The sequence below is a fragment of the Mesorhizobium sp. M0243 genome (assembly GCF_040321775.1).
Taxonomy (GTDB): domain Bacteria; phylum Pseudomonadota; class Alphaproteobacteria; order Rhizobiales; family Rhizobiaceae; genus Mesorhizobium.
On sequence record NZ_JAMYSF010000022.1, the window covers coordinates 1 to 26061 of the forward strand.

27 protein-coding genes and 1 pseudogene are annotated in these 26061 nt (G+C 61.4%); 16 read left to right on the forward strand and 12 right to left on the reverse strand.

All coding sequences use genetic code 11. The features are described 5' to 3' along the window. From NKJ11_RS24350 to NKJ11_RS24375, 6 genes and pseudogenes are all read left to right on the forward strand, one after another. On the forward strand, window positions 1–554 hold a 554-nt coding region (locus NKJ11_RS24350; RefSeq protein ID WP_352794434.1), incomplete at its 5' end, for a transposase. A 136-nt stretch (window positions 555–690) separates the two neighbouring features. Then, window positions 691–1398 (forward strand): annotated as a pseudogene (locus NKJ11_RS24355) (ABC transporter permease); the annotation flags it as partial. 446 nt (window positions 1399–1844) lie between these two features. Beyond that, on the forward strand, window positions 1845–2477 hold the full coding sequence (locus NKJ11_RS24360; RefSeq protein WP_023812148.1) for a PAS domain-containing protein: 633 nt from the start codon (window positions 1845–1847) through the stop codon (window positions 2475–2477). Window positions 2478–2653: 176 nt separating this feature from the next. Then, window positions 2654–3271 (forward strand): PilZ domain-containing protein, encoded by a 618-nt coding sequence (locus NKJ11_RS24365; RefSeq protein ID WP_023812149.1) that lies wholly within the window; start codon window positions 2654–2656, stop codon window positions 3269–3271. 269 nt (window positions 3272–3540) lie between these two features. Then, on the forward strand, window positions 3541–4149 hold the full coding sequence (locus tag NKJ11_RS24370) for a transglutaminase-like cysteine peptidase (protein WP_352609642.1): 609 nt from the start codon (window positions 3541–3543) through the stop codon (window positions 4147–4149). 241 nt (window positions 4150–4390) lie between these two features. Next, a complete protein-coding gene (locus NKJ11_RS24375) occupies window positions 4391–4879 on the forward strand; it encodes a hypothetical protein (RefSeq protein ID WP_352794436.1) in 489 nt (162 codons plus the stop codon). Between the two features lie 149 nt (window positions 4880–5028). Here NKJ11_RS24375 and NKJ11_RS24380 read toward each other — a convergent pair whose 3' ends face one another. Together NKJ11_RS24380 and NKJ11_RS24385 are read right to left on the reverse strand one after the other, a co-directional pair. Beyond that, on the reverse strand, window positions 5029–5556 hold the full coding sequence (locus NKJ11_RS24380) for a gamma carbonic anhydrase family protein (protein ID WP_352719980.1): 528 nt from the start codon (window positions 5554–5556) through the stop codon (window positions 5029–5031). Between the two features lie 19 nt (window positions 5557–5575). Further along, complete coding sequence (locus tag NKJ11_RS24385; protein ID WP_352794438.1) at window positions 5576–5917, reverse strand: DUF6949 family protein; 342 nt, start codon at window positions 5915–5917, stop codon at window positions 5576–5578. Between the two features lie 125 nt (window positions 5918–6042). On the opposite strand from NKJ11_RS24385, the gene NKJ11_RS24390 reads away from it, so the two are divergent. After that, window positions 6043–6768, forward strand: coding sequence for a hypothetical protein (locus NKJ11_RS24390; RefSeq protein ID WP_352794440.1), 726 nt, complete (start codon window positions 6043–6045; stop codon window positions 6766–6768). A 62-nt stretch (window positions 6769–6830) separates the two neighbouring features. On the opposite strand, the gene NKJ11_RS24395 is transcribed toward NKJ11_RS24390, so the two are convergent. Both NKJ11_RS24395 and cysE read right to left on the reverse strand, forming a co-directional pair. Then, window positions 6831–7034, reverse strand: coding sequence for a DUF3126 family protein (locus tag NKJ11_RS24395; protein ID WP_013531334.1), 204 nt, complete (start codon window positions 7032–7034; stop codon window positions 6831–6833). 151 nt (window positions 7035–7185) lie between these two features. Beyond that, window positions 7186–8034, reverse strand: coding sequence for a serine O-acetyltransferase (cysE, locus tag NKJ11_RS24400; RefSeq protein WP_013531333.1), 849 nt, complete (start codon window positions 8032–8034; stop codon window positions 7186–7188). A 147-nt stretch (window positions 8035–8181) separates the two neighbouring features. Between cysE and NKJ11_RS24405 the strand changes: the two genes are divergently transcribed. After that, the gene (locus NKJ11_RS24405; RefSeq protein ID WP_128304032.1) at window positions 8182–8784 is read left to right on the forward strand and encodes an HD domain-containing protein; all 603 of its coding nucleotides are present in this window, start codon (window positions 8182–8184) and stop codon (window positions 8782–8784) included. 33 nt (window positions 8785–8817) lie between these two features. Here the strand turns inward: NKJ11_RS24405 and NKJ11_RS24410 are convergent, their stop codons facing one another. From NKJ11_RS24410 to NKJ11_RS24420, 3 genes are read right to left on the reverse strand one after another with little or no spacing between them, the layout of a single operon-like run. Then, window positions 8818–9585, reverse strand: a complete 768-nt coding sequence (locus NKJ11_RS24410) for an alpha/beta fold hydrolase (protein WP_352794441.1) — start codon at window positions 9583–9585, stop codon at window positions 8818–8820. 20 nt (window positions 9586–9605) lie between these two features. Next, window positions 9606–10166, reverse strand: a complete 561-nt coding sequence (locus NKJ11_RS24415; protein ID WP_027160409.1) for a DUF192 domain-containing protein — start codon at window positions 10164–10166, stop codon at window positions 9606–9608. 24 nt (window positions 10167–10190) lie between these two features. Continuing rightward, the gene (locus tag NKJ11_RS24420) at window positions 10191–10787 is read right to left on the reverse strand and encodes a cold-shock protein (RefSeq protein WP_502897956.1); all 597 of its coding nucleotides are present in this window, start codon (window positions 10785–10787) and stop codon (window positions 10191–10193) included. Window positions 10788–11004: 217 nt separating this feature from the next. Here NKJ11_RS24420 and gloA point away from each other — a divergent pair, with 217 nt between their 5' ends. Together gloA and NKJ11_RS24430 are read left to right on the forward strand one after the other, a co-directional pair. Further along, window positions 11005–11445, forward strand: a complete 441-nt coding sequence (gene gloA / locus NKJ11_RS24425; RefSeq protein WP_127291474.1) for a lactoylglutathione lyase — start codon at window positions 11005–11007, stop codon at window positions 11443–11445. Between the two features lie 146 nt (window positions 11446–11591). Further along, a complete protein-coding gene (locus NKJ11_RS24430; protein ID WP_023812160.1) occupies window positions 11592–11882 on the forward strand; it encodes a DUF2218 domain-containing protein in 291 nt (96 codons plus the stop codon). 8 nt (window positions 11883–11890) lie between these two features. Here NKJ11_RS24430 and NKJ11_RS24435 read toward each other — a convergent pair whose 3' ends face one another. Beyond that, on the reverse strand, window positions 11891–12451 hold the full coding sequence (locus NKJ11_RS24435; protein WP_352794539.1) for a DUF1697 domain-containing protein: 561 nt from the start codon (window positions 12449–12451) through the stop codon (window positions 11891–11893). A 14-nt stretch (window positions 12452–12465) separates the two neighbouring features. Then, window positions 12466–13722 carry a threonine ammonia-lyase IlvA gene (gene ilvA, locus NKJ11_RS24440; protein WP_352609634.1) on the reverse strand — a complete coding sequence of 419 codons (1257 nt, stop codon included), beginning with the start codon at window positions 13720–13722 and terminating at the stop codon, window positions 12466–12468. A gap of 465 nt (window positions 13723–14187) precedes the next feature. On the opposite strand from ilvA, the gene NKJ11_RS24445 reads away from it, so the two are divergent. Together NKJ11_RS24445 and NKJ11_RS24450 are read left to right on the forward strand one after the other, a co-directional pair. Continuing rightward, window positions 14188–15261 carry an alpha/beta hydrolase gene (locus tag NKJ11_RS24445; protein ID WP_352609631.1) on the forward strand — a complete coding sequence of 358 codons (1074 nt, stop codon included), beginning with the start codon at window positions 14188–14190 and terminating at the stop codon, window positions 15259–15261. Between the two features lie 143 nt (window positions 15262–15404). Then, a complete protein-coding gene (locus NKJ11_RS24450; RefSeq protein ID WP_352609630.1) occupies window positions 15405–16568 on the forward strand; it encodes an alpha/beta hydrolase in 1164 nt (387 codons plus the stop codon). 161 nt (window positions 16569–16729) lie between these two features. Here the strand turns inward: NKJ11_RS24450 and ade are convergent, their stop codons facing one another. Continuing rightward, window positions 16730–18496: an adenine deaminase gene (gene ade, locus NKJ11_RS24455; protein ID WP_352794442.1), complete on the reverse strand. Its 1767-nt coding sequence runs from the start codon at window positions 18494–18496 to the stop codon at window positions 16730–16732. Window positions 18497–18686: 190 nt separating this feature from the next. Here ade and NKJ11_RS24460 point away from each other — a divergent pair, with 190 nt between their 5' ends. Further along, the gene (locus NKJ11_RS24460) at window positions 18687–19538 is read left to right on the forward strand and encodes an alpha/beta fold hydrolase (RefSeq protein WP_352439914.1); all 852 of its coding nucleotides are present in this window, start codon (window positions 18687–18689) and stop codon (window positions 19536–19538) included. 93 nt (window positions 19539–19631) lie between these two features. Continuing rightward, complete coding sequence (locus tag NKJ11_RS24465; RefSeq protein ID WP_352439913.1) at window positions 19632–20297, forward strand: outer membrane protein; 666 nt, start codon at window positions 19632–19634, stop codon at window positions 20295–20297. 491 nt (window positions 20298–20788) lie between these two features. Here NKJ11_RS24465 and NKJ11_RS24470 read toward each other — a convergent pair whose 3' ends face one another. Both NKJ11_RS24470 and NKJ11_RS24475 read right to left on the reverse strand, forming a co-directional pair. Further along, window positions 20789–21199 (reverse strand): very short patch repair endonuclease, encoded by a 411-nt coding sequence (locus tag NKJ11_RS24470; RefSeq protein WP_352794540.1) that lies wholly within the window; start codon window positions 21197–21199, stop codon window positions 20789–20791. A 51-nt stretch (window positions 21200–21250) separates the two neighbouring features. Beyond that, window positions 21251–22156, reverse strand: a complete 906-nt coding sequence (locus tag NKJ11_RS24475) for a DNA cytosine methyltransferase (protein ID WP_352794444.1) — start codon at window positions 22154–22156, stop codon at window positions 21251–21253. 198 nt (window positions 22157–22354) lie between these two features. Between NKJ11_RS24475 and NKJ11_RS24480 the strand changes: the two genes are divergently transcribed. Next, complete coding sequence (locus NKJ11_RS24480) at window positions 22355–23338, forward strand: HNH endonuclease (RefSeq protein ID WP_352794446.1); 984 nt, start codon at window positions 22355–22357, stop codon at window positions 23336–23338. A gap of 152 nt (window positions 23339–23490) precedes the next feature. Next, window positions 23491–26007 (forward strand): DNA-directed RNA polymerase, encoded by a 2517-nt coding sequence (locus NKJ11_RS24485; protein WP_352794447.1) that lies wholly within the window; start codon window positions 23491–23493, stop codon window positions 26005–26007. Window positions 26008–26061 lie beyond the last annotated feature (54 nt).

Sequence of the window (26061 nt, forward strand, 5' to 3'; positions counted from 1 at the left end):
CGATGCTCGATGCCACGGTGATCGAGACGGCGGCGGCACGGCCACCCAGTGGAACGGCGCACGAGGCCGGCGAGGCTGGCGATCCCGATGCCGGCTTTACACGCCGGCAGGGCAAGCCTGGCTCCTCCTATGGCTACAAGGCCCATGTCGGTGTCGACCAGGGCTCTGGCCTGATCCGCCGGGTGAGAACGACAGCGGCCAACGTCAACGACACGGTCGAGGCAGATCATCTGATCTGTGGCGACGAAGGCGCAGTGCTGGCGGATGCGGCCTATCACACCAAGGCGCGCCAGGTATTGCTGAGGGAGCGCGGGATCAAGCCAAGACTGATGCGGCGCGCCAACAAGCATCATCCGCATCTGCCAGCGCGCCTGAAGCATTTCAACCGGCTCATTGCGCGGCAACGCTTCGCCGTCGAGACGACCTTTGCCACCTTGAAGAACCGCATGCGGCTTTGCGCCATCCGCTACCGCGGCTTGGCCAAGGCGGCAGGACAGATCCTCATCGCCGCCATGGCCTTCAACATGCGCCGCTGGGTGACGCTGGCGACCTAATACAGGGTCGCATTGCGCCCGAAATCCGCCGAACCCGTCAAACCCCAGCCAATCCGGCCTCAAACCCGAGCCGCAAGGCACCCCACATTGGCCTGACCCTCCCTCCTTGCCCCTATAACTTAATAACGCAACGGGCCCCATGGGTCTGGTCTTGCTGATGGGCGCCTTCATAGGCCTCCTGAACGGACTGCTGATTGTCCGCATCGGCGTCCCCGATCTTCTCGCCACGCTGGCGACAATGTTCCTGCTCGCCGGCCTGCAGCTAATCCCGACCGGCGGCCGCTCCATCACCGCCGGCATGGTGCTGCCCGACGGCTCGTCCGTTCCCGGTGCTTACGATCCGGCTTTCCTGATCCTCGGCCGGTCACGGCTCTTCGACACCGTACCCCTGTCTGTCGTGGTCATGGCGGTGGTCGCCATCCTCGCCTGGTTCCTGATGGAGCGTACGCGCTGGGGACGCGTCTTCTATGCGATCGGCGGCAACGAAACGGCCGCGCATCTATCCGGCGCGCCGACCAAGGCATACCGACTCTGGGCCTATATCCTGTCCGGCACGCTTGCTTCGTTGGGAGGGCTGATCGTCGCTTCGCGTGTCGGCCGCGGCGACGTCTCGGCCGGCAACTCGCTCCTGCTCGATGCGGTGGCGGCCTCGCTGATCGGCTATGCCGTGCTCGACAAGCGTCGCCCGCATGTGATCGGCACGGTGGCCGGCGCAATTTTCGTCGGCGTCCTCCTGAACGGCCTCACCATGCTGAACGCGCCCTACTACACGCAGGACTTCGTCAAGGGTGTCGTGTTGGTTGGCGCTCTGGCGCTGACCTTCGGCCCGGGGAAGAAGCGATAGTTCACACCAGCCGACCACGGAACGCAGATTTTTCGTCGCATAGCGATCGGACGATGCCGCCTTAGCGACCGCCGGGATGGTTGCCAGCACTTGTCGGCAGGTAGAAATACACGCCCGCCGTTAACCCCGAATCGCCTGGCGCGAATCAAAAAAGAAGCCGTTCAAGGTTTCCCCTGAACGGCTGGTCGAGCCCCCTGCTCCCCTAAAACTCTGACTGAAGTGCTGCCGATCGTCGCGAAACGACCGCTTCTGGAGTGGTTTTTGTGTGCCACGGGGCTCGCTTCCATGCAACGTAAACCACTTGTTAACCTTAACGGCCCCGACCCGTGAACAAGTGTTAACGACGCTGGCACGCTTCCTGCTCCGCAACGCATGTAGGTCATCGGAGGGCGCCCTTCTGTTCACCGATGGGACATCAGACGACAGAATGCGCGGAGCAGCATAGCATGAATCAGAATGGATCGATCACGCTGTTCCAATATTGGAATCGCCTGCGTGACGGACGCCCTGCCCCGAAGCGTTCGGAGGTCGAGCCGGCCGACATCAAGTCGCTGCTGGCCGACACCTTTATCCTGGAACGTGACACGCGCGGGCAAGCCGTGTTCCGGCTGGCCGGCACGAGGCTTTGCGCCTGCTACGGCCGCGAGCTCAAGGGGTTTTCCTTTCCGTCGCTGTGGCGCGAGAAGGATCAACGGCTCGTCTCGCGGCTGATCCACGGCGTCTTCGAGCAGAAGTCGGTCGTGCTCATCAGCTATGAGGGCTTCAGCCGCAACGGGCGCTCCAACAAGTTCGAACTGCTTGCCCTGCCGCTTGACGGCGGCGTCGAAAATCCACGCTGCCTGGGCGTCATCAGCGCCGTGGAGAAGCCCTTCTGGCTGGGTGCCGACCCGATCACCGACGCGTTGATCGATTCGATCCGCGTCATAGATCCGGAGAAGGAGCTCCTCAACAACCGTCCGGCGATCGATGTTCCCTCGCTCGTTCCCGATGAACTTGGAGCACCCGAGACGATCTCGGCGCTCGGCCGGGCGCGCCGCATCCGCCATCTCGTCGTCTTCGATGGCGGGCGCGAGGAATAGTCCGTTTGCGGCCTGATGCACGTCGCCCAAAACCGCGCCGCTGTTTTGGCATCACGGCCTGCAAAAAGGAAACCTTGGAGCGCCCGCTTTTTCCCTTTGTTAACCCGCCTTGTTGTACTTCTCTGATGAAGTTCCTCGCATCGGCGCGCGGGATGCCAAACGGGGTGTAGGCAGTCATGAGGTCAGCGGCGGTCGACTATGCGCCGTCCCAAGCTGAAAGGCGTAACTTTCAGCGCGTCCGGGTCAAAATCTACGGACGCTTCATGCTGGAAGACCGCACCGAACACCCCTGCCAGGTCGTCGACATGTCACCGGGCAACGTCGCGTTTCGCACCGACCGCATCGGCATGCCCGGCGAAAAAATCATTGCCTACATCGATCATATCGGCCGCATCGAAGGTGTCGTCACGCGCACCTTGCAGGACGGTTTCGCGATGACCGTCATCGCGTCGGATCGCAAGAAGGACAAGCTGGCCGCGCAATTGACCTGGCTCGCCAACAAGCATGAACTCGACCTGCCGGAAGATCGCCGCCACGAGCGCGTCGCGCCGCGCAATCCGACCAGCGTGCTGCAGCTCACCGACGGCCGCCAGTACCAGTGCCGTATCATCGACCTTTCGCTCTCCGGCGCCGCGGTCGAGATCGACGTCAAACCGGCGATCGGCATCCAGGTCATGCTTGGCACCATGCGCGGGCAGGTCGTGCGTCATTTCGAGGACGGCGTCGCCATCGAATTCGCTGTGATCCAGCGCCCCGAAACGCTCGATTCCGAATTCAACACGCCACGCACCTGAGCAGGCCCGACAGCGACACTCCAGGAAACCGGCCCTTGTGGCCGGTTTTTTGTTTTCGACGCCATGACCGGCATGCTTAGGCCACTTTAGGCGGGGCTTGGAGCCCTCCGCGCGCCGAGATGGCGCCTCAAGATCAAAACGAATTAATACTCAAATGATTCAAATTTTACGTTTATTCTACTGGAGTTTTACTCAATATCTACTTCGCGCTTTTGCGTCAAATAAATCCACATGTGGCAATGTCTCCTTCGAACGGGGAGACTACAACAATGAAGAAAACGAGGGGCAAGCTGTTGCTGGTGGCAATGGCGATGCAGCTTTCCGCTTGGGGATCAGCATATGCCGCGGGACCGACCTATATGCACACCGGCGGACGCACCACCCAGCCTGTCGGTCATTATGAGTTCTGCCAGCGCAGTCCTGGCGAATGCAGCGAACGGACCCCGAAGGGTGCGCCGGTCGAACTGACCCGCAAACTGTGGGCGACGATCGTCAACATCAACAATTCGGTCAACACCCGCATCAAGCCGCGCACCGACATGGAAAACTACGGTGTCGAGGAATATTGGGCCTATCCGGCCAATGGCTATGGCGATTGCGAGGATTACGCGCTGGAAAAGCGCCGCGAGTTGATGGATGCGGGCGTGCCGGCCGGCAATTTGCTGATGACGGTGGCGCGCCAGCCGAATGGCGACGGCCACGCGGTGCTGACCGTGCGCACCAGCCTCGGAGAATTCATCCTCGACAATCTCGAGACCAAGGTCCTGTCCTGGACGGACACCGACTACACCTATCTCAAGCGCCAGTCGGACCAGAATTCCGGCGTTTGGGTGACGATCAATGACGGCCGCTCCGGCGCGGTCGCCAGCGTCCGCTAGAACAGAGCTCAAGCGCGCCGCGTGAATGCGAGGCGCTTCAGGAGAAACCCGGTCGAGTCCCCACCCTCCCCGTCCCCAACGACCGGGTGAAAGGAGCCGGCCCCGTCCCCGGGCCGGCTCCGCCATTTCTGGGATCAACTCGTTGAAATCCAGATGACAGCGATGATTCAAGAGCTCAGCTTATCTATTTTGACGGCCCAAATGGCTCTGCTTGGCCGGGCCGAACAAGGGACTTTCTCAAATGCTCAGAGCTTCATTGGATGCTAAGCCGACCAGTATGGAAACGACTTCGCCAAAACGATATACGACCAAGCAGATGGGCGATGCGTGCGAAATGATCGTTGCCGCTGAGTTAACGCTTGCCGGCATTCCCGCGTTAAAAGTCCCTGACAACTGGCCCGGTTACGATGTGATCGCGCAACCATTCGATCGGCCAGCGCAACGTGTTTCGGTGAAGTCGCGCACATTTAAGCGGGGCTCTGCCTACGTCGGCTACAACGATTACGATCAATTCGACTGGCTTGCCATCGTGCTACTTGCATCACAGGACTTTGAAGATCGCGCAGCCTATGTGATCCCGCGCGAATTCGCGGAAGCCAAAGCCCGGCGGGACAAACTGACCAGCAAAACGGCTGCCGAGCGATACTTCCGGGTCGATCAGGTGCCCGAGATTTTTGCATATTATCGCAACAACTTCGCGCTTGAAGGCGCGGTGTCACGGTCCGCATAGTCAAGCTCCCCGCTTTCCCAGAGAAAACCGCTATCCTGCTTCGCGACATACTCACAAACAGTCACGCGCTAACGAACTGAAGGCATCCAATAGCTTCTGAGGTTTTCGACCTCCGGGCCGGCTCCGCCATTTCTGGCGGAGGCCGTTCGTCAGACCTTCCTCAACCCAACCTTGAAGCGCTTGCCGTTGGCGACATAATGCGCCGCCGAGCCGCGCAACCTGGCCACGGCCGCGTCGTCCAGCACCCTGATCGCCTTGGCAGGTGAACCGACGATCAGCGAATTGTCCGGGAATTCCTTGCCTTCGGTGACCAGCGCGCCGGCGCCGACCAGAGAATTTCTGCCGATTTTAGCGCCGTTCAGCACGATGGCGCCCATGCCGATCAGGCTGTTGTCGCCGATCGTGCAGCCATGCAGCAAGGCGCGGTGGCCGATCGTGCAGCCTTCCCCGATCGTCAGCGGGAAGCCGGGATCGGTGTGCATGACAGTATGTTCCTGCACATTGGTGTCGGCGCCGATGACGACGGGCTCATTGTCGCCGCGGATGACGGCGCCGAACCAGAAGCCGGCATTGCGTCCGACCCTGACGTCGCCGATCAGCGTCGCATCGGGCGCGATCCAGTTCGAGTCCGCATCGGCGAAGCTGGGCTCTGTTCCATCGATCGCATAAAGCGGCATTACTGGTCTCCGAATCGTCTCAGCCTGGCAGCTCGGACCCTAGGAGACGGACCGTCCATGAGGCAATGGCAAGCACGACGACGCCCAGCGCCAAGGTCCACGCAATTGCCGTGCAGCCGCAGGACATCAGCGCCAACGTTGAAATGCGGCGCTGACGCCGGGCATCGATGGCATCGTTGACCAGCATGAAGGGTCCGGCACAGGCCGTGGCGAGCAGCGAGCGCAAGACATTTGACGGCGACACATAGGGTTCGGTGAAGGCGACCTTGCGGCCCGACGCCAGTTCCATAGCCGATCCGGCCAGCCCACAGGCCGTCAACCCGACGGCAAAAGCAAAGAGTGTGAGTTCCAGCGGTCCCATCTTAACTTTCCATTTACCATGAAATTGCACAGTCGTTCCATGCAGGCTGCAAGAGCCGTGCCGTGCGATGTGTGCCGCCCAGGGACACTGGAGGCGGACGGGCCGCCCGAGATCCGAGGACTGAGATGAAGCAGGCAGCGCTCGCCAACGAACTCACCGTGGTCGATTCCAGGCTGATGAAGCGGGTGCTCTACGGATTCGCTGCGCTGGCCCTGCTTTCGGCAGCGATCAGCCTTGCCGGCAAATGGTTTGGCCATTCGATCGCCATGGCCGGATACACCGACGACGCAACGATGCACCAGGTGGTGATCGGCAACAATGTCATCACGGTCCCGGCCAACGCCATCCGTTTCGCCCAGGCCCGGCGCGACGGCATCGCCTCGCGGCTCGACCTCTATCTGCGCTATCCCCAGATGGACGGCTACAGCGAGGCCGCGCGGGATGATTTCAACCACACGGGCACAGTCAAGAACATCGTCTTCCTGTCCTTCGAACAGCAGATGATGTCGCGTGACATGAGTGGCCGCTTCGCGCCGATCTACAGCGCGTTGATCACCCGACCCGGCATTGCCGGGCCTGGCGGCACGATGATCTATGGTTTCAACGAGAAATCAGGCTATCTGAACGAGGTTCTGGTTGTCGGCAATCGCCCCGGAAGGGAGCCGTTCGTGGCCCGTTGCCTGAGCGGGCCGAGTGCCGAGCAATCGCTGGCGCCTTGCGAGCGCGACATTCAGGTCGGCGACGAACTCAGCCTCACCTATCGCTTCCCAAGGGAGTTTTTGGGCGATTGGCAGGCGCTCGACGCGGCAATCGCCACTGAAGCCGGGCGCGTTCTGAAGGCGGGACGCTAAAAACGCTTCAAGGGAACCGGCTGGCCGGCCGCATGAGCCGACCGACCGCAAGATTTGCTGGCTCAGGCCAGATCGATGTCGAGAATTGCCATCGAAAAATTGTAGTCGCCGTCGTCCTCGTCCTTGAAGACGATGCCGAGGAATTCGTCGCCGACATAGACCTCGGCCGAATCGTCCTTGCGCGGCCGCGCCTTGACCTCGAGCTTGGGGTTTTGGAAGACGCGCTTGAAATAGGCGTCCAGCTTTCTGATTTCGTCCGGCTTCAACAGTCTTCTCCGATCATCGGGCTTGCTCGTTCGAACGCGCTTCTGGCACGTCGACAATGGCGATGTAAAGGCAAGCGGCCTGATAAGGCGAGACAACCGCCCGCTCCTGCCCGCGGCCGGAATTCGACAGCAGACGGCGGCGCCGTGAAAATCAGATGTCGAAACTGACGACCTGATCCATCGTCTGCGACGGCAGAAGCTGGTCCATCTGGCGCGACGGCTGATCGCAGCCGGTCTCGCCGACGACGCGGGCCGGCACGCCGGCAACCGTCTTGTTGTGCGGCACCGGCGACAGCACCACCGAGCCTGCCGCGATCTTCGAGCAATGGCCGATTTCGATGTTACCGAGGATCTTGGCGCCGGCGCCGATCAGCACGCCATAGCGGATCTTGGGGTGGCGGTCGCCGCCGGCCTTGCCGGTGCCGCCCAGCGTCACGCCATGCAGGATCGACACGTCGTCCTCGATGACCGCCGTCTCGCCGACCACAAGGCCGGTGGCGTGGTCGATGAAAATGCCCTTGCCGATGCGGGCGGCCGGGTTGATGTCGGTCTGGAAGACCGAGGAAGAGCGGCTCTGCAGATAGAGCGCGAAATCCTTGCGACCCTGGTTCCACAGCCAATGCGCCAGCCGATGGGTCTGGATGGCGTGGAAACCCTTGAAATAGAGCACAGGCATGATGAAGCGGTCGCAAGCCGGATCGCGATCGTAATAGGCCTGGATGTCGACACGCACCGTCGTCGGCCACTCCTTGTCGTCGGCCAGCATGGACTTGAAGGTCTGGCGGATGAGATCGGAGCCGATGTCCTGGTGCGCCAGCCGCTCGGCCAGCCGATGAATGACCGCCTCCTCCAGGCTGTCCTGGTTGAGGATGGTCGAATAAAGGAATGCAGCGAGCAGCGGATCGCGGTTGACAGCCTCCATGGCCTCGTCGCGGATCGAACGCCAGATCGGATCGACCGGCTTCAATGCGCTGTGTCGGGAAATGCTGATGCTGTTCATCGCCGTCTGGTCCTGCGTCCTGCCTGGCTTGCCTGTAGTGCTTGCCTGTTGCCTGGCCGCACATATAAGCCAGATCATAGCACGATTGAACTCAATTTTCCTTAGTGCTTTGTCAAATGGATTTGGTTCGCGGGAATTCAAGCAGCCATGGAAAACGAACCCTTGATCGACGACGCGCTGAAAAGCGAGCTTTCGGCTCTCTACCGGGCGCCAGGCCGCCACTATCACAACCTTTCCCATATCGAAGCAATGCTGGCGCTCGCTGGCGACTATCGAAGGTTGCTCGGCGACCCCGAGGCGATCGAAGCGGCGATCTGGTTCCACGATGCCATCTACGACAGCAAGGCCAAGGACAATGAGGCGCAAAGTGCGGCCCTTGCCGAGAAAGAGCTGGCGGGCCGCGCGGATTCTTCACGTCTCGACCGCATCTCGGCAATGATCGTCGCCACCGCCACGCATCAGGTGCCGCCGTTCGACGACGCGGCGGCCATACGGGACGCAAGTCTGTTTCTGGATATGGACCTATCGATCCTGGGAGCCGCGCCGGACGCCTTCGACGCCTATGAGCGCGCCGTGCGGCGCGAGTATCACTGGGTGGAGGAGCCGATGTGGCGAGCCGGACGCAGTGCGGTGCTGAAGAATTTCCTCGCCCGCCCACACATTTTCCACACCGAGGAATTCCGGCAACGCTTTGAACGGCAGGCCCGGGAAAACATGGCGCGGTCGCTGGCGGCTCTCACCACAGGCTGAGGGCAGTCGCGTCCCGCGTCCCTCGCCGTCCGCTCAGAGCGGATTTTCGGCATAGAACTCCAGCACGCGCTGCTTGAAGGTCTTGTCCCCGACGGCCAGCATATGGTCCCTGCCCTCGATGTGAAAGGCCCTGGCGTTCGGCATCAACGCCGCGAGTTCATCGGGCGAGCCGCCAATGTCGTCGGTCGTGCCGACAGCGACCAGCGTCGGCTGGGCGATACGGGCAATATCCTCTTCACTCAGCAGTTCGCGCGATTTGGCGATGCAAGCGGCCAATGCACGGCGATCGCTGCGGGTCTGGTCGGCGAAGGCGCGAAACGACCGCCCGCGCGGATGGCTGGTCGCGGCCGGATCATCGGCAAGCAGGGCCGCGGCGATCGGATCCCAATCGCCGACACCATCGATCATGCCGATGCCGAGACCGCCGAAGACCAGCGTCGCCACCTTGTCCGGATCCGACAGCGCCATGAACGCCGCGATGCGGGCACCCATCGAATAGCCCATGACATGGGCGCGCTCGATGCCGAGATGGCCGAGCAACGCGGCGGCATCCGAGGCCATCTTGACCGGCGTGTAGTCGGCCTCCTCATAACTCTTCGACGACGAACCATGGCCGCGATTGTCGAAGGCGATGGCGCGGTAACCGGCATCGTTCAGCGTCTTGAACCAGCCGGGCGACACCCAGTTGACATAATGGCTCGAAGCGAAGCCATGGATCATGAGCACCGGATCGCCTTCGCCCGATGCCGGCTGGCGGTCGAGGAAGGCAAGCTCGAAGCCGTCATGGGTGAAAGACTGCATCTGCGATCCCGCCTGTGTGCTCAACCGCCACCGCCATTCGGCGCATCGCCATTGTCGGCTGGTGGCATGCCGGGGCCGGATACCGTGCCCACGGCCGGGTGGCGCAAAAGGTCGCCATACTCGATGCCGTTCCTGGCGGCAGTGCCGGCCTTGAGCTCGAGCACGAAGCGCACCGGCACGCCGGGCGAGATGACGGCGTCCGATTGCGGCTCGCCGTGCTTGACCGCCCGGATCTTGCCATCCTGGCCGACGAAAATCAGATCAAGCGGCATTGGCGTGTTGTGCATCCAGAAGCCAACCTGCTGCTGGACCTCGAAGACGAACAGCATGCCGTGGTTGTCCGCCATGTCCTGGCGGTACATCAAGCCGGCCTCGCGCTCCGCAGCGGTGTCGGCGACTTCGATGGAAAAAGAGCGATCACCGCCTTTCGTCACCACGACCAGTGGCGCCGGATCGGCCGGAAGGATCATCGCCCGGCTGTCCGCCGAGGTCGGCTTTTCGGAATAGAAATAACCACCGGCGGCGGCGATGAAGGCAATCGCGCACATCGCGCCCGCGGTCAGCCAGTTCCTGTAAGCCATTCGAGATCCTCGGCCGGAAACGCCCTAGTGCGAGACCGGCAAGGTCCCCATATCGGGGTGAATTTCGGCGGCCATAAGGCCTTTGTCGCCGCGCCCGAAACGAACCAGCACGACCTGTCCGGGCCGAAGCTCGGTGATACCGTAACGGCGCAAGGTCTCCATATGGACGAAGATGTCCTCGGTGCCGTCGCCGCGGGTGAGAAAACCAAACCCCTTGGTGCGGTTGAACCATTTCACCAAGGCGCGTTCGAGACCGCTCTCCGGCGTCACCGCGACATGGGTGCGCTGCTCCTGCATCTCGGCCGGGTGGACCGCGGTGGTGAGGTCCATGGAGAGCACCCGGAAGGCCTGCAATCCGCGGTCGCCATGTTTGACAAGGCAGACCACGCGCGCGCCCTCCAGGGCCGTCTGAAAGCCGTCCTTTCGAAGACATGTCACATGGAGGAGGATGTCGCCCGAAATGCCGTCATCCGGGAGGATGAAACCATAGCCCTTGGCCACATCGAACCACTTGATGGCGCCGGCAATTTCTCGCAGGTCGGCGGCGTCGCCGCCTTCGTCACGCTGCGGGGCGTCGCCAAGGGGTCCGTCCCGCCCCATGAAAGAGGCCTTTTCCCCCATAAGAATGCCCCCTCTTTTCAAGAACACCGCAACTGATTCTTGCCAACAGATTAACACTGCGGCTTCCGGTCTGTGCAAGACCTGCCGTGCCTTTTTTCACGGTTCATTTGGGCAATACCGGATTTGTTCTTTGCCGGCATTGCGCACCGCCGCACGATTGCCCTTTGACAGGGCCGACCCTATGTTGCGCCGCAACGCAATTTATCAAGGAAATCACATGCGCTATCTGCACACCATGATCCGCGTCACCGACGTCGATGCCTCGCTCGACTTCTACTGCAACAAGCTCGGCCTCAAGGAAGTGCGCCGCTACGAAAACGAGCAAGGCCGCTTCACGCTGATCTTCCTCGCGGCCTCCGAAGACGAACAAAGCGCCATCGCCGACAAGGCGCCGCTGGTCGAACTGACCTACAATTGGGACCCGGAAGACTACAAGGGCGGGCGCAATTTCGGTCACCTCGCCTATGAGGTCGACGACATCTACGCCACCTGCCAGCACCTGATGGACAATGGCGTCATCATCAACCGGCCGCCGCGCGACGGCAACATGGCCTTCGTCAGATCGCCGGACGGCATTTCGATCGAGCTTCTGCAGAAAGGCCCGGCCAAGGCCAAGGCCGAACCATGGGCTTCGATGGCGAACACCGGAAGCTGGTAGCCGATCACGCTGTCTTGAGCGGACAATGCCAGGCTGACGGCCCGGTACCGTTTGGTTTTTCAGGGACGGCGCCTATCTCTCTGGCTGAGGCGCCAGGCTTGGGCCGGTGCCCCGGCCACGCAACAGGCGCTTGCCCAGGAGAATTCATGCCGACCAGCCATGCCGACGTCGCCACCGAACATGCCAGCCGCTACCTGCAGCAGCTGTGCAAGCACTGGGCGCACAAATTCCCGGTCGAGTTCGATCTCACCCACGGCATCATCGATCTCTCAATGGGCCGTACCGTCATGGATGCCGATGCGGCAACGCTTCATATCACGGTGTCGACTGACGAAGCAGGATCGATCGAGCGCCTTGAAAGCGTTGTCGCCGATCACATCAAGCGCTTTGCTTTCCGCGAAGAGCTGACCTTCGACTGGAAACCCACCTCCGCCTAGGCAGTGACCTACTTCTCACCGGCGTGTGCGGCCATCTCCAGCAACGCCTGCACGGAGCGCCAATTGCGCGCGGTTCCCGGCACTTTCAGCGTGCGCGGGATCAGCCCGGCAAACACCGATTTGCCCAGCCCGTCCGGTGCGCTGAGGTAGAGCACATCGCCCTTGATCTCGAAGCGTTCGGGGCCGGTGCACTTTTCGGTCAGCCGCGCCACCTCGTCCGCTGTCGGCTCGCGCTCCAGCACATAGGCGTGCAGCTTGGTATGGTCCCCGGCAACTTCCGGGTAAGGGTTTTCGTTCACCAGCCGCTCGAACCACGAGAGATCACGCACCATGATGCGCGAATAAAAACCCCATTTCTTCTCGAAGGCTGCTTCGATCTGTTTCGTCAACGTGACCGCTTCGCCCTCTTTCGCCCGGAACACGGCATTGCCGCTCTGCACATAGGTGGCGACATCGGAGAAGCCGAGCCCCTCGAAGAACGACCGCAGCTCCGCCATCTTGACGATGCGATTGCCGCCGACATTGATGCCGGAAAACAGCGCGACGAAGATTTTTCCCGGATCAATCATTTGATCCCGATCGCTCATATGATGAACCCGGCCAGTGTCTCGTTGTCGGTGATGTCCTGATACTGGACGCCCTCGGCCTCGAACTTCGCCTTGAGCAGATCGAAATTGCGGCGGTCCCTGGTTTCGATGCCGATCAGCACCGAACCGAAATTGCGCGCCGATTTCTTCAGATATTCGAAACGGGCGATGTCGTCGTCGGGCCCGAGCAGTTCGAGGAAGTCTCGCAGCGCGCCGGGCCGCTGCGGAAAGCGGATGATGAAGTATTTCTTCAGCCCCTCGAAGCGCAACGCCCGTTCCTTGACGTCCGGCAGCCGCTCGAAATCGAAATTGCCGCCCGAAACCACGGCGACGATGGTCTTGCCCCTGATCTCCTTCTTGGAGAAATCCTTGAGCCCATCGATCGCCAGCGCGCCGGCCGGCTCCAGCACGACGCCTTCGACGTTGAGCATTTCGATCATGGTGGCGCAGAGCCGGTTTTCCGGGATCAGCCGCACCGTGTCGGCCGGAAAATCCTTGAGATGACGCAACGGCTCGCGGCCGATCTCGGCCACCGCGGCGCCATCGACGAAATTGTCGACCTTGGCGAGCTTGAGCCGTTTCCCCGCCGCGAGGCTCTCGCGCAGGCTCGGCGCGCCGGCCGGTTCGCAGAAGACGAACCGTGCTTGCCTGCCCTGATCGGCGAAATAATGGGTAACGCCCGCGGCAAGTCCGCCACCGCCGACCGGCAGCATGACGATATCGGGCATGCGGGCGCCCGGCATCTGGTCTGCGATCTCGTAGGCGACGGTTGCCTGGCCCTCGATAATGTCCTTGTGATCGAAGGGTGGCACCATATGGGCGCCGGAACTGTCGGTGAATTCCAGGGCCGCGCGATAGCAGTCGTCGAAGAAATCGCCGACCAGTCTGATCTCGATGAAATCGCCGCCGAACAGCCTGGTCTTGTCGATCTTCTGCTGCGGCGTCGTCACCGGCATGAACACAACGCCTCGCCTGCCGAAATGGCGGCAGACGAAAGCAAAACCCTGCGCGTGGTTGCCGGCCGACGCGCAGACGAACAGTTCAGCCTCGTTGCCGGCCGCCAGTGTCTTGCGGAAGAAATTGAAGGCGCCGCGGATCTTGTAGGAGCGGACCGGCGACAGATCCTCGCGCTTCAACAGCACCCGCGCACCGGTCTTTTTCGACAGATAATCGTTTTCCTGCAGCGGCGTTTCAGGGAAGATCTGGCGGATCGCGGCGGCAGCGGCAGCAACACGGGAAGAGAAACTGTTCATCGGAAACCACCCTTGGGAAAGCCGCCTTGCGTTGCACGCTGTCCGCGGACCTCTATCATTGATCGGGTCGCGCACGTCGGTTGTTGAGCGCCCGGACAAGGTGCGGCGCGAGCCCGCGTATTGCATATCCGGCTACGCGGCGCCATCGTCCATCATGTGCGTCCTTCCGGGCGGAAATTTTGCGGAATACTTTCAGCTACTTGCGGGTGCATTCTAATGCCCCCTCGCACCGGGCGGCTTGAAATCGCTATCTCTGCGGGAATTGGAAGGCCGGCGGCGACGGCGCTTATTGCGCGGATCACGCAGGCGTTTTCCGCCATTTTGGCTTTCGCGCAACACTGCGATGCCCGCAGCGGGGCGCCGATCACATTTCGACTGGACATGACTTAGTTCTGCCGCACTCTGCCTGTCCGGGAGGTATCGTGAGGATAGACAGGCCTTTCGGCCGGAGTTGGAAATTCAGGCGTGCCTTTGAAGAAGATTTTTACCGTTGTCCTGGCCTTGTTCGTCTCCGGCTGCGCCGGCCAGCAAACACAGGAATTGCTGGGCAGCGCCATGGTGTCCGCGCCGGTGACGGAGATTGCCGGCAACCACTCGATCTTCATCGCCACGACGCGCAAGAAATCCGACGATCCCAACAAGGTTTTCGACGGCGAACGCTCGGCGACGCTGAACTATGCCCGCGTCAACGTCACCGTTCCGGGGCTTCACAAGACCGGCCAGATCGAGCGCCGCTCGCGCGGCAAGTCGGACGACCCGGCCAAATATTTCATGGCTTCCGAGGTCGTCGGCTACGACACGCAGCCGAAATTCTCCAGCGCGCTCAACGCCGACATCGCGGCGCGTGGCGGCCGCGTCATGGTCTTCGTGCATGGCTACAACACCGGCTTCGATGCCGCCGTCTATCGCCTGACCCAGATCGTCCATGATTCCGGCTATCCCGGCACGCCCGTGCTGTTTTCCTGGGCATCGGGCGCCAGGACCACCGACTACGTCTATGACAAGGAAAGCGCCAGCGCTGCCCGCGACCAGTTGGAGGTGACGCTCAGGATGCTGGAGCAGTCCGGCGCGCGGCGCATCGACATCGTCGCGCATTCGCTCGGAACCTGGGTCACCATGGAAACGCTGCGGCAGATGGCCATCACCGGCGACCGCGATCTCGGCGGCAAGCTCGGCGACGTGGTGCTGGCCTCGCCCGACATCGATGTCGACGTGTTCAAGAGCCAGATGCGGCGCTATGGCAAGCCCGACAAGCCGTTCATCCTGCTGTTGTCGGACGACGACCGCGCGCTGCGGCTCTCCGGCCTGATCGCCGGATCCCGGCCGCGCGTCGGCGACTACAAGGATGCCGCCGATCTCGCCTCCTATGGCGTGACGGTCGTCGACCTGTCCAAGGTCAAGGGATCGGACAGCTTCAACCATACGAAGTTCGCCGACAATCCGACGCTGGTGAAGATGATCGGCCAGCGGCTGCGCGAGGATGACGGCTTTGCCAGCGACCGTGACGTGACCGATCGTATCGGCCTGCTTGGACAATAGATGCGGTCCCGCGGTTTTCGCCGTGCCTGTTCACCACTGCGGATGTATCGATTCACTTTGAACTGGACCGCGCCGGTCTCCGGCCTTATCGGAATAGCCAGCGACGTCATGCGTTTGACGTCCCCCTTTGCGGGAGCCGGCGTATGACCATGCGTTCGAAGAGTTATCTCGTCGTTGCATTGACGCTCGCTGTCACCGGCTGCGCCGGCGGGAAAACGCACGACCTGCTCAACAGGACGACGGTCTCGGTGCCCGCTTCCGACATCGCGGCCACGCATGAAATCTTCGTCGCCACTACCCGCCAGAGGGCAACCAAGGATCCGCGACAGGTGTACGATGGCGATCGCTCGCTGACCACCAGCTTTGCCCGTGTCGACGTCACCGTCCCGAAAAACCATCAGGTCGGCGCCATCGAGCGGGCCAAGGGATCCGCGAACAGCAATCCGGCCAAGGATTTCACCGCCAAGGACGTCACCTTCTATGAAAGCGCGCCGCAATTCGCCAAGGCGGTCGGCGCCGACATTTCCATGCGCGGCGACCGTGCGCTGGTTTTCGTGCACGGCTTCAACAACGGTTTTGACGACGGCATCTACCGGCTGACGCAGATCGCCCACGACACGAAATATCCCGGCACGCCGGTGCTGTTCTCGTGGGCTTCGAGCGGCAAGACCACGGGTTACATATACGACAAAGAAAGCGCCAACGCAGCGCGCGACGACCTCGAGGCGACGCTCAGGATGCTGGCCAAGACCAAGGTCAAGAGCATCGACATCATCGCCCATTCGATGGGGACCTGGGTGACCATGGAGGCTCTGCGCCAGCTTGCCATCACCGGCGATCGAGATCTCGACGACAAACTCGGCTACGTCATCCTGGCCTCGCCCGACATCGATGTCGACGTGTTCAAGAAACAGATGATCCGTTACGGCAAACCCGACAAGCCATTCGCCATCCTGCTCTCGGCGGATGACCGGGCTCTCAAGCTGTCCTCCCTGATCTCAGGCGATAAGCCGCGCGTCGGCGATTACGGCGATGCGGCCGACCTCGCCAGCTATGGCGTGTCGGTGGTCGACCTTTCCCAGGCCAAGGGCGGTGACCGCCTCAACCACGCCAAATTCGCCGACAACCCGATGCTGGTGCAACTGCTCGGCGACCGGCTGCGGGCGCCTGCCGGTCTTGCCTCGGACGAGCCCGTCCCGACTCAGCTCAACAATCTCGGCCAGGGCCTCGGAAAGGCCGTCGGCTCGGTCGCCGAGATCGTCATCACCACGCCGTTCAAGGTGCTCACCATCGCCACCGGCGGGTGAGCCAGCGGGCGACATTGGCCCTAGGATTGTTGAGATTCGGGTCAGGCCGAGCCGAAAGTGGTGGTTTTCGAGAACCGGAGCGGAGCGTACTTAAGTACGTGAGCACCGGAAGCGCAGAAAATCGCTACTTGCAGGCCGGCATGGCCTGAATATCAACAATCCTAGACGAACAGATCGACCTTCTGGAATGTCGTCACGTCGATCAGGCCGACATCGGAAATCCTGAGTTCGGGAATGACGACCAGCGCCAGCAGCGAGTGCTGCATGTAGGCGTTGTTCAGCGAACAGCCCATCTTGCGCATCGCCTCGGTGAGCTTCTCCGCCTTGGCCGCGACGATCTCGGCCCGCTCGTCCGACATCAGGCCGGCGATCGGCATTTCGACCAGCGCCAATTCCTTGCCCTTGGAGAACAGCACGACGCCGCCGCCGACCTCGCCCAGGCGGTTTACCGCCAGCGCCATGTCCTGCTTGTTGGTGCCGACGCAGATGATGTGATGGGCGTCATGCGCGACGCTGGACGCCATGGCGCAGTCGCCCATATAGCCGAAGCCGGAAACGAAGGCGTTGGTGACGCCGCCCGTGCCCCGGTGGCGCTCGACCAGCGCGATCTGGCAGATGTCGTTGCGGCGGTCCATGGCGACCAGCCCGTCCTCGACCGGCAGATCGGCCTCCAGCGCGCGCGTCGGCGCCTGGTTCTCGATGACGCCGATGACGCGCACCCGCACCTCGTTGGCGCCTTTGGGAGCAACGATATCGAAGTCGCCGCCCTTCAGCTTCTTGCCAAGCTTGACGGTGTTCTTCGCCGTCTTCGGGTAATCATAGGCCGGAATATCGATTTCGAGCTTGCCGCCCTTGGCCAGCCTGACGCCGCGTGCATAGACCTCGTCGATGGTCATTGCGGCGAGATCCGAGACGATCAGCAGGTCGGCCAGCCGGCCCGGCGCGATCGAACCGATCTCGCGCTCCAGTCTGAAATGCTGGGCGGTGTTGAGCGTCGCCATCTGGATCGCCGTCACCGGCTTCAACCCCTGTTGGATGGCGTGGCGCACCACGCGGTCCATATGGCCTTCCTGGACCAGCGTGCCGGAATGGCTGTCGTCGGTGCACAGGATGAAATTGCGCGGGTCGATGCCGCTCTCCGTCACCGCCTTGATCTGCGAGGCGACGTCGTACCAGGCCGAGCCGAGCCGCAGCATCGCCTTCATGCCCTGGCGCACACGGGCGATGGCATCCTCGGCGCGTGTGCCCTCATGATCGTCCTCGGGACCGCCGGCGGCATAGCCATGGAACGGCAGGCCGAGATCGCGCGAGGCATAGTGGCCGCCGACCGTCTTGCCTGCATGAACCGTCGCCGCGATCTCGCCCGACATGACAGGATCATTGGCGGCGACACCGGGAAAATTCATCACTTCGCCCAGGCCGATAATGTTTTCCCAGGTCATCGCCTCCTCGACATCGGCGACCGTCAGCTCGGCGCCGGCATGTTCCAGCCCCGGCGCCGAAGGCACGCAGGACGGCATCTGCACATGCACGTTGATGGGCATGGCGACCGCTTCGTCATGCATCAGCCGCACGCCGGGCAGACCCAGAACATTGGCGATCTCGTGCGGGTCGATGAACATCGAGGTGGTGCCGTGCGGAATGACGGCACGGCAGAACTCGGTCACCGTCACCATGCCGCTTTCGACATGCATGTGCGCGTCGCAGAGACCGGGCACCAGATAGCGCCCGCCGGCGTCGACCACCGTGGTGCCCTGCCCGATGGCATGGCTGGCATTGGGCCCGCAATAAGCGAAGCGCCCGCCGGCAATGGCGATGTCGGTGCCGGCGATGATCTCGCCCGAATGGACGTTCACCCAGCGGCCGTTGCGCACGACCAGGTCAGCGGGCTTCCGCCCCATGGCGACATCGACCAGATGTGTCGCCATCTCGGTCCACGGTCTGGGTTTTGTGGGCGTTGCTTTCGTCAGTGGCGATTCCTCGGTTACGGCCAGTCTCGCAAATGTCGGCGGGCGCCGCCAGAGCCGTCGGTCCGACACGCCGCGCAGGCCGGGCTTGTTGACTAATCCGGCTGGAAGGCGATGCTGACCGCGGACCGAACCATATGAGGGAAAAAACATGACCCGTTTTTGGAAAGTGTTCGCCATCGTCATCTTGTTCGCCGCCTCGAGCGCTTTTGCCGCCGCCGAGGAACGTTGGCAGACCTTGCCGGAGCCTGCGGCCATGCCCAAACCCGATCAGAGCGGATATGCGCCGGTGAACGGCATCCAGATGTACTACGCCGTTTTCGGCGCGGGCGACCCGGTGCTCCTCATTCACGGCGGCCTCGGCCACGCCGACATCTGGGCCAGCCAGGTGGCCACGCTTTCCAAGACGCACAAGGTGATCGTCGCCGACAGCCGTGGCCACGGCCGCTCCACCCGCACCGAGCAGCCCTATGGCTATGACTTGATGGCGTCGGACTATCTGGCGCTGCTCGATTACCTGAAGATCGACAAGATCGCGCTCGTCGGCTGGAGCGACGGCGGCATCATCGGTATCGACATCGCGCTGCATCATCCGGAGCGGCTGACAAGGCTCTTTGCGCAAGCCGCCAACGTAACCACCGACGGCGTCGATCCGGGCGTGATGACCAACAAGACCTTTGCCGCCTACATCGACCGCTCCGGCCGCGACTACAAGAAGATGTCGAAAACACCGGACCAGTATGACGCCTTCGTGGCGCAGATGAGCCATATGTGGGAGACCGAGCCGGCGTGGACCAAGGAGCAGCTCGCTGAGATAACCACGCCGACGGCGATCGTTGCCGGCGACCATGACGAAGCGATCAAGCGCGAACACACCGAATATATCGCCTCCGCCATCCCGGGCGCGAAGCTGATTATCCTGCCCAACGCCAGTCATTTCGCCATGCTGCAAGCGCCGGATGAATATAACCAGGCTGTGCTGGACTTCATCGACGACAAATAGAGGATTCTGTGCGGCGACAGGGGGATTGCGATTGCGGCGAATGCGGTTATCCTTCTGGCGAGGATCTTTCTGAATCGTCATTTGGGGAGTTCGATGCGTCGACTGATAGTCGCAAGTGCCGGTTTTCTCGCCGTTCTGGCCGTGCCGGCTTTTGCAGCCGACCCAACGGTCGACGTGCCTATGACCGCGCCCGGCTTCGACTGGACCGGCTACTACGCTGGTCTGCAGGCCGGCTATGGCTGGGGCCAATCCGATATATCGGTGACAGAAGGCGCGCCGTTTTCCATCGCGCCCGACATTGACGGCGGTTTTGTCGGCGGCCATGTCGCAGGCCTGTTGCAGTTCAACCAGGCGGTGCTCGGCGCCGAGGCGGACCTCAACTATTCCTCGGTCGGCGGCACGACGGTATCGGCGCTGGGAAGCACATTCGGCACCGACATCAAGTGGTTCGGGTCGGTCAACGCCAAGGCCGGCTACGCCATGGATCGCCTGCTGGTCTACGGCATTGGCGGCGTCGCCTTTGCCGGCATCGAAACATCGCAAGTCGCGGGTCCGGCGTTCGCCAGCACGCGCACGAATGTCGGCTGGACCGTGGGTGCCGGCGTCGACTACGCGTTGACCGACAAGTTCGTCGTCGGCGCACAGTATCGCTACTATGATTTCGGCTCCGAGCACTACGACGTGGCGGAACCCTTCAACGATCGCGATCAGAACGTGAAGCTCAACACGGTAGGCATCAATTTGAGCTACAAGTTCTGAGCAGGGCCACAATCGCGACGCTGCCGGACCAGGCAACCACTCAAAGGCTCTTTCATGGAAGGGTGGCCGACGCTCCCAGTGGGCGGGGGGAATGGGTTGGGCCTGAGAGGCGCCGGCCTTGGCAGATCAAATCCACCACACGCATCCTACCATTACCCGCCCCGCCGATAATTCCGTGATCGCGCCAGTATCATCAAGTCGCCCCGTCTGTTTGCACGTTCGTCGAACGCTCAACAACATGACTTGACGGCCTGTGTCAGGCGTCTGAAAAGGGCTGGCCTGCGGACGTGGCGGAATTGGTAGACGCAAGGGACTTAAAATCCCGTCCTGATCCATTGCACCCTCGCAACTAACCCATCAATGCCTTGCAATTCCCCGGTTTGCGCCGGGGTTTTGCACGCCAGAGATAACCCCTCCACGCGTGCAACGGATATTGCGGGAAACCGGCATATGTGGGAAAAGTTGTGGGAACTGTGAAGAAAGCTGCCGCTTTAGCGCGCGTCAGAAAGCTTGAAAATATCCTCAAGAATGCCTGATAGGACGCTTGGGTCTTTGGTCTCGCACTCCCAGACGACGACTGCTCGCCACCCCAATCGCTCAAGGGCTGGGATCACCTGCGCATCGCGTTCTACATTCCGACGGAGTTTCTTGTGCCAATACTCAGTGCTGGACTTCGGCACCGAAGCCCTCCTGCAACCGGCATGCTGATGCCAGAAACAGCCGTGGACGAACAAAGCAATCCTATGCTTGGGGAATATCAGGTCGGGCTTCCCAGGAAGGTCGGTGCGATTAAGACGGAAGCGTAATCCGATCGCGTGCGCGGCCTTACGCGTGCGCAACTCGGGGCCTGTATTGGACCCCTTTATTCGAGCCATGACCGCAGAGCGGCGCTCGACTGACACTTGATCGACCAACCAGCTTCCTCCACGCTTACCGAGAAACGGTACGGCAGGTTATTCGGCGGCAGCAAGCGCTCTGATGTTGTCTTGATCTTGACGACGCATCACGGCCATCAGCCGTGTACCAACCCACTCGGCCACTGGCGGCGTGACAGCGTTCCCGACTGCATGATAGCGGAGGCTGTCGACCCTATCCGCCTGCCGTCCATCAAAGTGGCGCGGTAGCGTCCAGTCAACCGGGAAGCCTTGGACGCGTTCAACCTCATTGGGCGTGAACCGACGAACCCGGCCATCGGGATACCACACATAATTGCGCGACCAATCGGTGCCGGTGTGGCGGGCCGACTCCGCGTAGATGCAGTGGGCAATGCTCTTTACGAGCGGGCCTTTGCGAGCATCTCCAATGATTGTCTGAAAGAGGGAGGCAGATTTCTTTTCATCGTGTCTACCCTTCTTAAGATTCCAGTCGCCGCATTGGGGCTCAAAAAGTACTTCTCCGGGACCTCGCTGGTCTCGATGCATGGCAACAATGTAGACGCGACGGCGCTGTTGGGGGACTCCGAAATCCTTGCTGTTAAGCACACGCCACGCCACACCGTACCCGAGTTCGTCCAGCGCCTGGAGTACGATTGTGAAGTCGCGTCCTCCGTGACTAGAGAGAAGCCCGTGCACGTTTTCGAGGATAATGGCTCGTGGAGTACGTCCTCGAACGAGCCGCATGAAGTCGTGAAAGAGTCCAGATTGGACCCCTCGAAGCCCAGATCTTGGCCCCATTCGCGCAAGCGAGAGGTCTTGGCAGGGAAATCCTGCTGCCCAGATATCAGCGTCAGGGATTTTTGTGTCATCGAGCTTCCTGATGTCATCGTCAACGGTTACGTCGGGCCAGTGTTGCTTCAGGATGTCCCGACAAAACGGCTTTACCTCGCAATGGAATTGCAGACTGAAGCCAGCGCGCTCCAATCCCAGGTCGAGCCCTCCGATCCCGGAGAAGAATGAGGCGATCTTGTAGGACAGAGCGCGACTCCCATTTGGAACACATCATGAACATCTTTGACGGTACGCGTCAGGCGTCCTTTCGTCAACGGCTAGGAACCAGTCGAAGAATCACCCAATGGTTGTTATTGTAGATGCTGGAATCAACCATACAAAGGCTAAACAGTGGCCAATTGCACGGTTCGTTGGAGATCATCCGGTGGCCGGGGGGAGTTCGAGTACGTACCCGCCGATACGCTGGAAGACAGGTGGATCGATGTGTTTTTCGAGCCGCTGGGGCTGACGATTCCGGCCGAAGTGATGGGCGTAAAGGCGCAGGGAAAGCCTCGCCTACGGAAGGCCGAGAAAAACAACCGGCGGAAATTTCATCTTCCACAACTTATTATGGCGGTTGCCCGACTCCCTGAGCCTGCACGGGAGGACTTAAACCCCGCCGTTGTATTTCCGCTTGAGAACAAGGCGTTCGTAATGGACGACATGGACTTCGATATCATCGACGACGACGGGATAACCGCGACCCTAGCCCCTCTTCGGGTCTCCATCCTCCATTCGCATGTTCAGATCGATCTTCAGGATCGACTTACGGCGATTGCTGCCGACCTCGCCCAAATCGAGAACATCAAGGCCATTCATCCTGATTTGGCTGACGCCATTGAGGCCCATGGCATAGAAATCATGAAGGGCGTCAACTCGACTGTCATTCGCGCTGCGGCTGATCTCGTTGTCAACCGACAAGCAGAAATCTTTGGCAAAACGAATGCTGGTTCCGCAGTTGTGTTGGAAGAGGCTTATGCGAAACCAGAGACCGACATCGAAGAGGGCATTGTGGGTATCGAGGGCCGAATGCTAACCCGCATTCATGCGTACAAAGAGCGAGATAGGGCATTCGCCATAATGGCGAAGAAGCATTTCAGGGATAAGAATGGCGGACATCTCGTCTGTGAGGCATGCAAACTCGACCCTATCGTGTTCTATGGGCCTAATGGAGAGCGCTGCATCGAGGCCCACCACAAAATTCCTATTGAAGAGCTTCAGCCGGACAGCGTTACAAGAGTGGAAGACATGGCAATGGTCTGTGCCAGTTGCCATCGCATCATTCACAGTGTGAAGCCCTGCCTCAAGGTCGAGGACGTTCGCAAGGCCTCTTAAGCCGCACGTCCAGCGAGATTAACCTCCGCCTTAATGCCTCCACCCCCTACGCCTTTGCGACGGGTCAGGCCCCAGAACTCATTTTTCCCATTACCGCAACGGATTTCACCTGAAATTCGTGGCCCGCGATTGCGACCAGAAAAGGAAGGTGAATGACGCACCACGACCACCTCCTCCAGCGGCAGATCGAGCTGGAGATTGAAATGTCGGGCCTCGGGAGAGAGCGCTATCTCTCTCGGGTCCGCAAGAACGTCGACAAGGAGCGCGGCTATGAGACGGATACGGGGCGCTCGATCCTCGAAAGCGTGGTCGGTCCCGTCTCAGCGGGCATCACGCGGTTTATCGACGAGGTGTACTCGGGTCGTCCTGGGCCGCGCGCCACCGCCGCGAAGCTGATCAAGGACATGGACCCCAACGTGGTCTCATACCTCGCCTGCAGGGCCATCCTCGGGCGCATGATGAAGCCGCGCTCTCCGGTTCTCATGACGCTGGCCGTGGCGGTTGCCCGTGCGGTCGAGCTGGAAGCCCGCTTCACCGAGTTCCGCAAGAAGGACAAGGAGCGGTTCGACTACGAGCTGCGCAAGCTGTCCGACGATGGCGCGACCGAGCAGCACAAGGCGGTCGTCCTGACCTTCGCCATGGGCAAGCACAACATCCCGTGGGATCGCTGGAGCCGCGTCGAAATGATCCACCTCGGGATCAAGCTGGTCGAGCTGTTCGGGGAGAACACTGGGCTGACCATGATCCAGCAGGCACACGAGGGTGGCGACAAGAACGCCCCGAGGGACCAATACCTCGTCCACCTGACCGAGCGCGCCATGGCGTGGATAGACCAGTCCATCAGGGGTGGCGAACACCTGTTCCCCGACTTCCTGCCGATGCTGATCCGGCCGAAGGACTGGACCGGGCTCTCGGGTGGGGGCTATTACACCGACCTCGACCGGCCCCTTCAGCTCGTCCGCAGGGCAAGCAAGAAGCAGTTCGAGCTACTCAAGCGCAAGCTGGCCGAGGCGCAGCACAAGTCGGTCCTCTTAAAGGGCCTGAACGCCATCCAGCGGACGCCGTGGCAGATCAACGGTGCGGTCCTCGACGTCATGGCTGAGCTGGCCAAGTCCAATGAGGGCATCGCCGGCCTTGTGCCTGGGGATAGCCAGAAGCCCGAGCGCCCTGCAGGAGTGCCCGAGGACGCCAAGATCATCGACCTCCCGCCCCACCTCCAGAAGCAATTCAAAGAGTGGAAGTGGGCAGCCCGAGACGTCTACTCGCTGAACCTCCAGCTCCGTCAGGATCGGCTCCATCAGGAGACCCTGCTGGGCCTCGCTGAGCGGTTTCGTGGCGAGCGGGCGATCTACTTCCCGCACAACCTGGACTTCCGTGGCCGCGCCTATCCGGTGCCGCTGGTCCTGCATCCGCAGGGCAGTGACCCGGTGAAGGCCCTGCTGCGGTTCGCTGAGGGGAAGCCTCTTGGGGACGACGGCGAGCGCTGGCTGGCCATCCACGGGGCGAACACGTTCGGCGTCGACAAGGTTGGGTTCGATGAGCGGGTTGGGTGGGTCCACCAGAACGGGATCAACATCCTCCTGAGCGCGCAGGACCCGTATGGGCACCTGTGGTGGACCGAGGCTGACAAGCCGTGGTGCTTCCTCGCGTTCTGCTTCGAGTGGTCTGCGATGATGGGCACCGACGACAAGGAAGGGTTCGTCTCGCATCTTCCTATCGCCCTGGACGGCTCCTGCAATGGGCTCCAGCACTTCTCTGCCATGCTCCTCGACAGTGTCGGCGGGCGGGCTGTGAACCTGATCCCGGCTGCCAAGCCGCAGGACATCTATCAGGTGGTCGCTGACCGTGTGATGGAACAACTGCGTCAAATCCTCTCCACTGAAGGGACTGATGCAGAAAGGGGACGATGGGCCTACGAATGGCTCACCATGGGGATCGACCGCAAGATCACCAAGCGGCCAGTCATGGTCCTTCCCTACGGGGGAACGCCACGATCCTGCCTGAAATACGTCGATGAGGCGGTGAAGGCGAAGATCGCTGGCGGTTACGTCCACAACCTCGGGGACGACCTGAAGAAGGCCATTGGGTTCCTGTCCAGCATCATCTGGGACAGCATCGGTGACGTTGTCATCGCGGCAAGGGAAGCCATGGGGTGGCTCCAGAAGACGGCCAGAACGATGGCCAAGGAGAACCTCCCGATGCACTGGACGACGCCTTCTGGCTTCGTGGCCTACCAGGGTTACGTCGACATGAAGCCTCGCCGGATCAAGACGAAGATTGGCGGGTCGTTGGTCTTCATGAGGGCCTACGAAGAGACCGACCTGATCGACGTGTCCAAGCAGGCGACGTCCGTCAGCCCGAACAATGTCCACTCTCTGGACGCCTCGGCCATGATCCTCACAGTCGACGAGCTGGACGACCGGGGTATCACCTCCTTCGCCATGATCCACGACAGTTATGGCACCCACGCCTGCAATACCACGCTGCTGGCCTCGACCCTCCGCAAGGTGTTCGTCGAGATGTACAGGGCAGACCCGCTCACTAAGCTCCGCGATGAGCTTGTCCAGCAAACACTCGTGGCCCCGAACATTGGGGCGTTCGAGGAACTTCCATCGAAAGGAGCTTTGGACCTCTCACTGGTCCTGCAATCAGACTTCTTCTTTGCCTAGATCGTTGCACTGATGGGAATATCCCCTCGGTGCATGGTTAGGTTGCCCACTAGC

Excerpts from the sequence above, each read along its gene's own strand:
- NKJ11_RS24360 (WP_023812148.1), top strand. The coding sequence starts at position 1,845 with ATGAATCAGAATGGATCGATCACGCTGTTCCAATATTGGAATCGCCTG.
- NKJ11_RS24365 (WP_023812149.1), top strand. The coding sequence starts at position 2,654 with ATGAGGTCAGCGGCGGTCGACTATGCGCCGTCCCAAGCTGAAAGGCGT.
- NKJ11_RS24370 (WP_352609642.1), top strand. The coding sequence starts at position 3,541 with ATGAAGAAAACGAGGGGCAAGCTGTTGCTGGTGGCAATGGCGATGCAG.
- NKJ11_RS24375 (WP_352794436.1), top strand. The coding sequence starts at position 4,391 with ATGCTCAGAGCTTCATTGGATGCTAAGCCGACCAGTATGGAAACGACT.
- NKJ11_RS24380 (WP_352719980.1), bottom strand. The coding sequence starts at position 5,556 with ATGCCGCTTTATGCGATCGATGGAACAGAGCCCAGCTTCGCCGATGCG.
- NKJ11_RS24385 (WP_352794438.1), bottom strand. The coding sequence starts at position 5,917 with ATGGGACCGCTGGAACTCACACTCTTTGCTTTTGCCGTCGGGTTGACG.
- NKJ11_RS24390 (WP_352794440.1), top strand. The coding sequence starts at position 6,043 with ATGAAGCAGGCAGCGCTCGCCAACGAACTCACCGTGGTCGATTCCAGG.
- cysE (WP_013531333.1), bottom strand. The coding sequence starts at position 8,034 with ATGAACAGCATCAGCATTTCCCGACACAGCGCATTGAAGCCGGTCGAT.
- NKJ11_RS24405 (WP_128304032.1), top strand. The coding sequence starts at position 8,182 with ATGGAAAACGAACCCTTGATCGACGACGCGCTGAAAAGCGAGCTTTCG.
- NKJ11_RS24410 (WP_352794441.1), bottom strand. The coding sequence starts at position 9,585 with ATGCAGTCTTTCACCCATGACGGCTTCGAGCTTGCCTTCCTCGACCGC.
- NKJ11_RS24415 (WP_027160409.1), bottom strand. The coding sequence starts at position 10,166 with ATGGCTTACAGGAACTGGCTGACCGCGGGCGCGATGTGCGCGATTGCC.
- NKJ11_RS24420 (WP_502897956.1), bottom strand. The coding sequence starts at position 10,787 with ATGGGGGAAAAGGCCTCTTTCATGGGGCGGGACGGACCCCTTGGCGAC.
- gloA (WP_127291474.1), top strand. The coding sequence starts at position 11,005 with ATGCGCTATCTGCACACCATGATCCGCGTCACCGACGTCGATGCCTCG.
- NKJ11_RS24430 (WP_023812160.1), top strand. The coding sequence starts at position 11,592 with ATGCCGACCAGCCATGCCGACGTCGCCACCGAACATGCCAGCCGCTAC.
- NKJ11_RS24435 (WP_352794539.1), bottom strand. The coding sequence starts at position 12,451 with ATGATTGATCCGGGAAAAATCTTCGTCGCGCTGTTTTCCGGCATCAAT.
- ilvA (WP_352609634.1), bottom strand. The coding sequence starts at position 13,722 with ATGAACAGTTTCTCTTCCCGTGTTGCTGCCGCTGCCGCCGCGATCCGC.
- NKJ11_RS24450 (WP_352609630.1), top strand. The coding sequence starts at position 15,405 with ATGACCATGCGTTCGAAGAGTTATCTCGTCGTTGCATTGACGCTCGCT.
- ade (WP_352794442.1), bottom strand. The coding sequence starts at position 18,496 with ATGGCGACACATCTGGTCGATGTCGCCATGGGGCGGAAGCCCGCTGAC.
- NKJ11_RS24460 (WP_352439914.1), top strand. The coding sequence starts at position 18,687 with ATGACCCGTTTTTGGAAAGTGTTCGCCATCGTCATCTTGTTCGCCGCC.
- NKJ11_RS24465 (WP_352439913.1), top strand. The coding sequence starts at position 19,632 with ATGCGTCGACTGATAGTCGCAAGTGCCGGTTTTCTCGCCGTTCTGGCC.
- NKJ11_RS24485 (WP_352794447.1), top strand. The coding sequence starts at position 23,491 with ATGACGCACCACGACCACCTCCTCCAGCGGCAGATCGAGCTGGAGATT.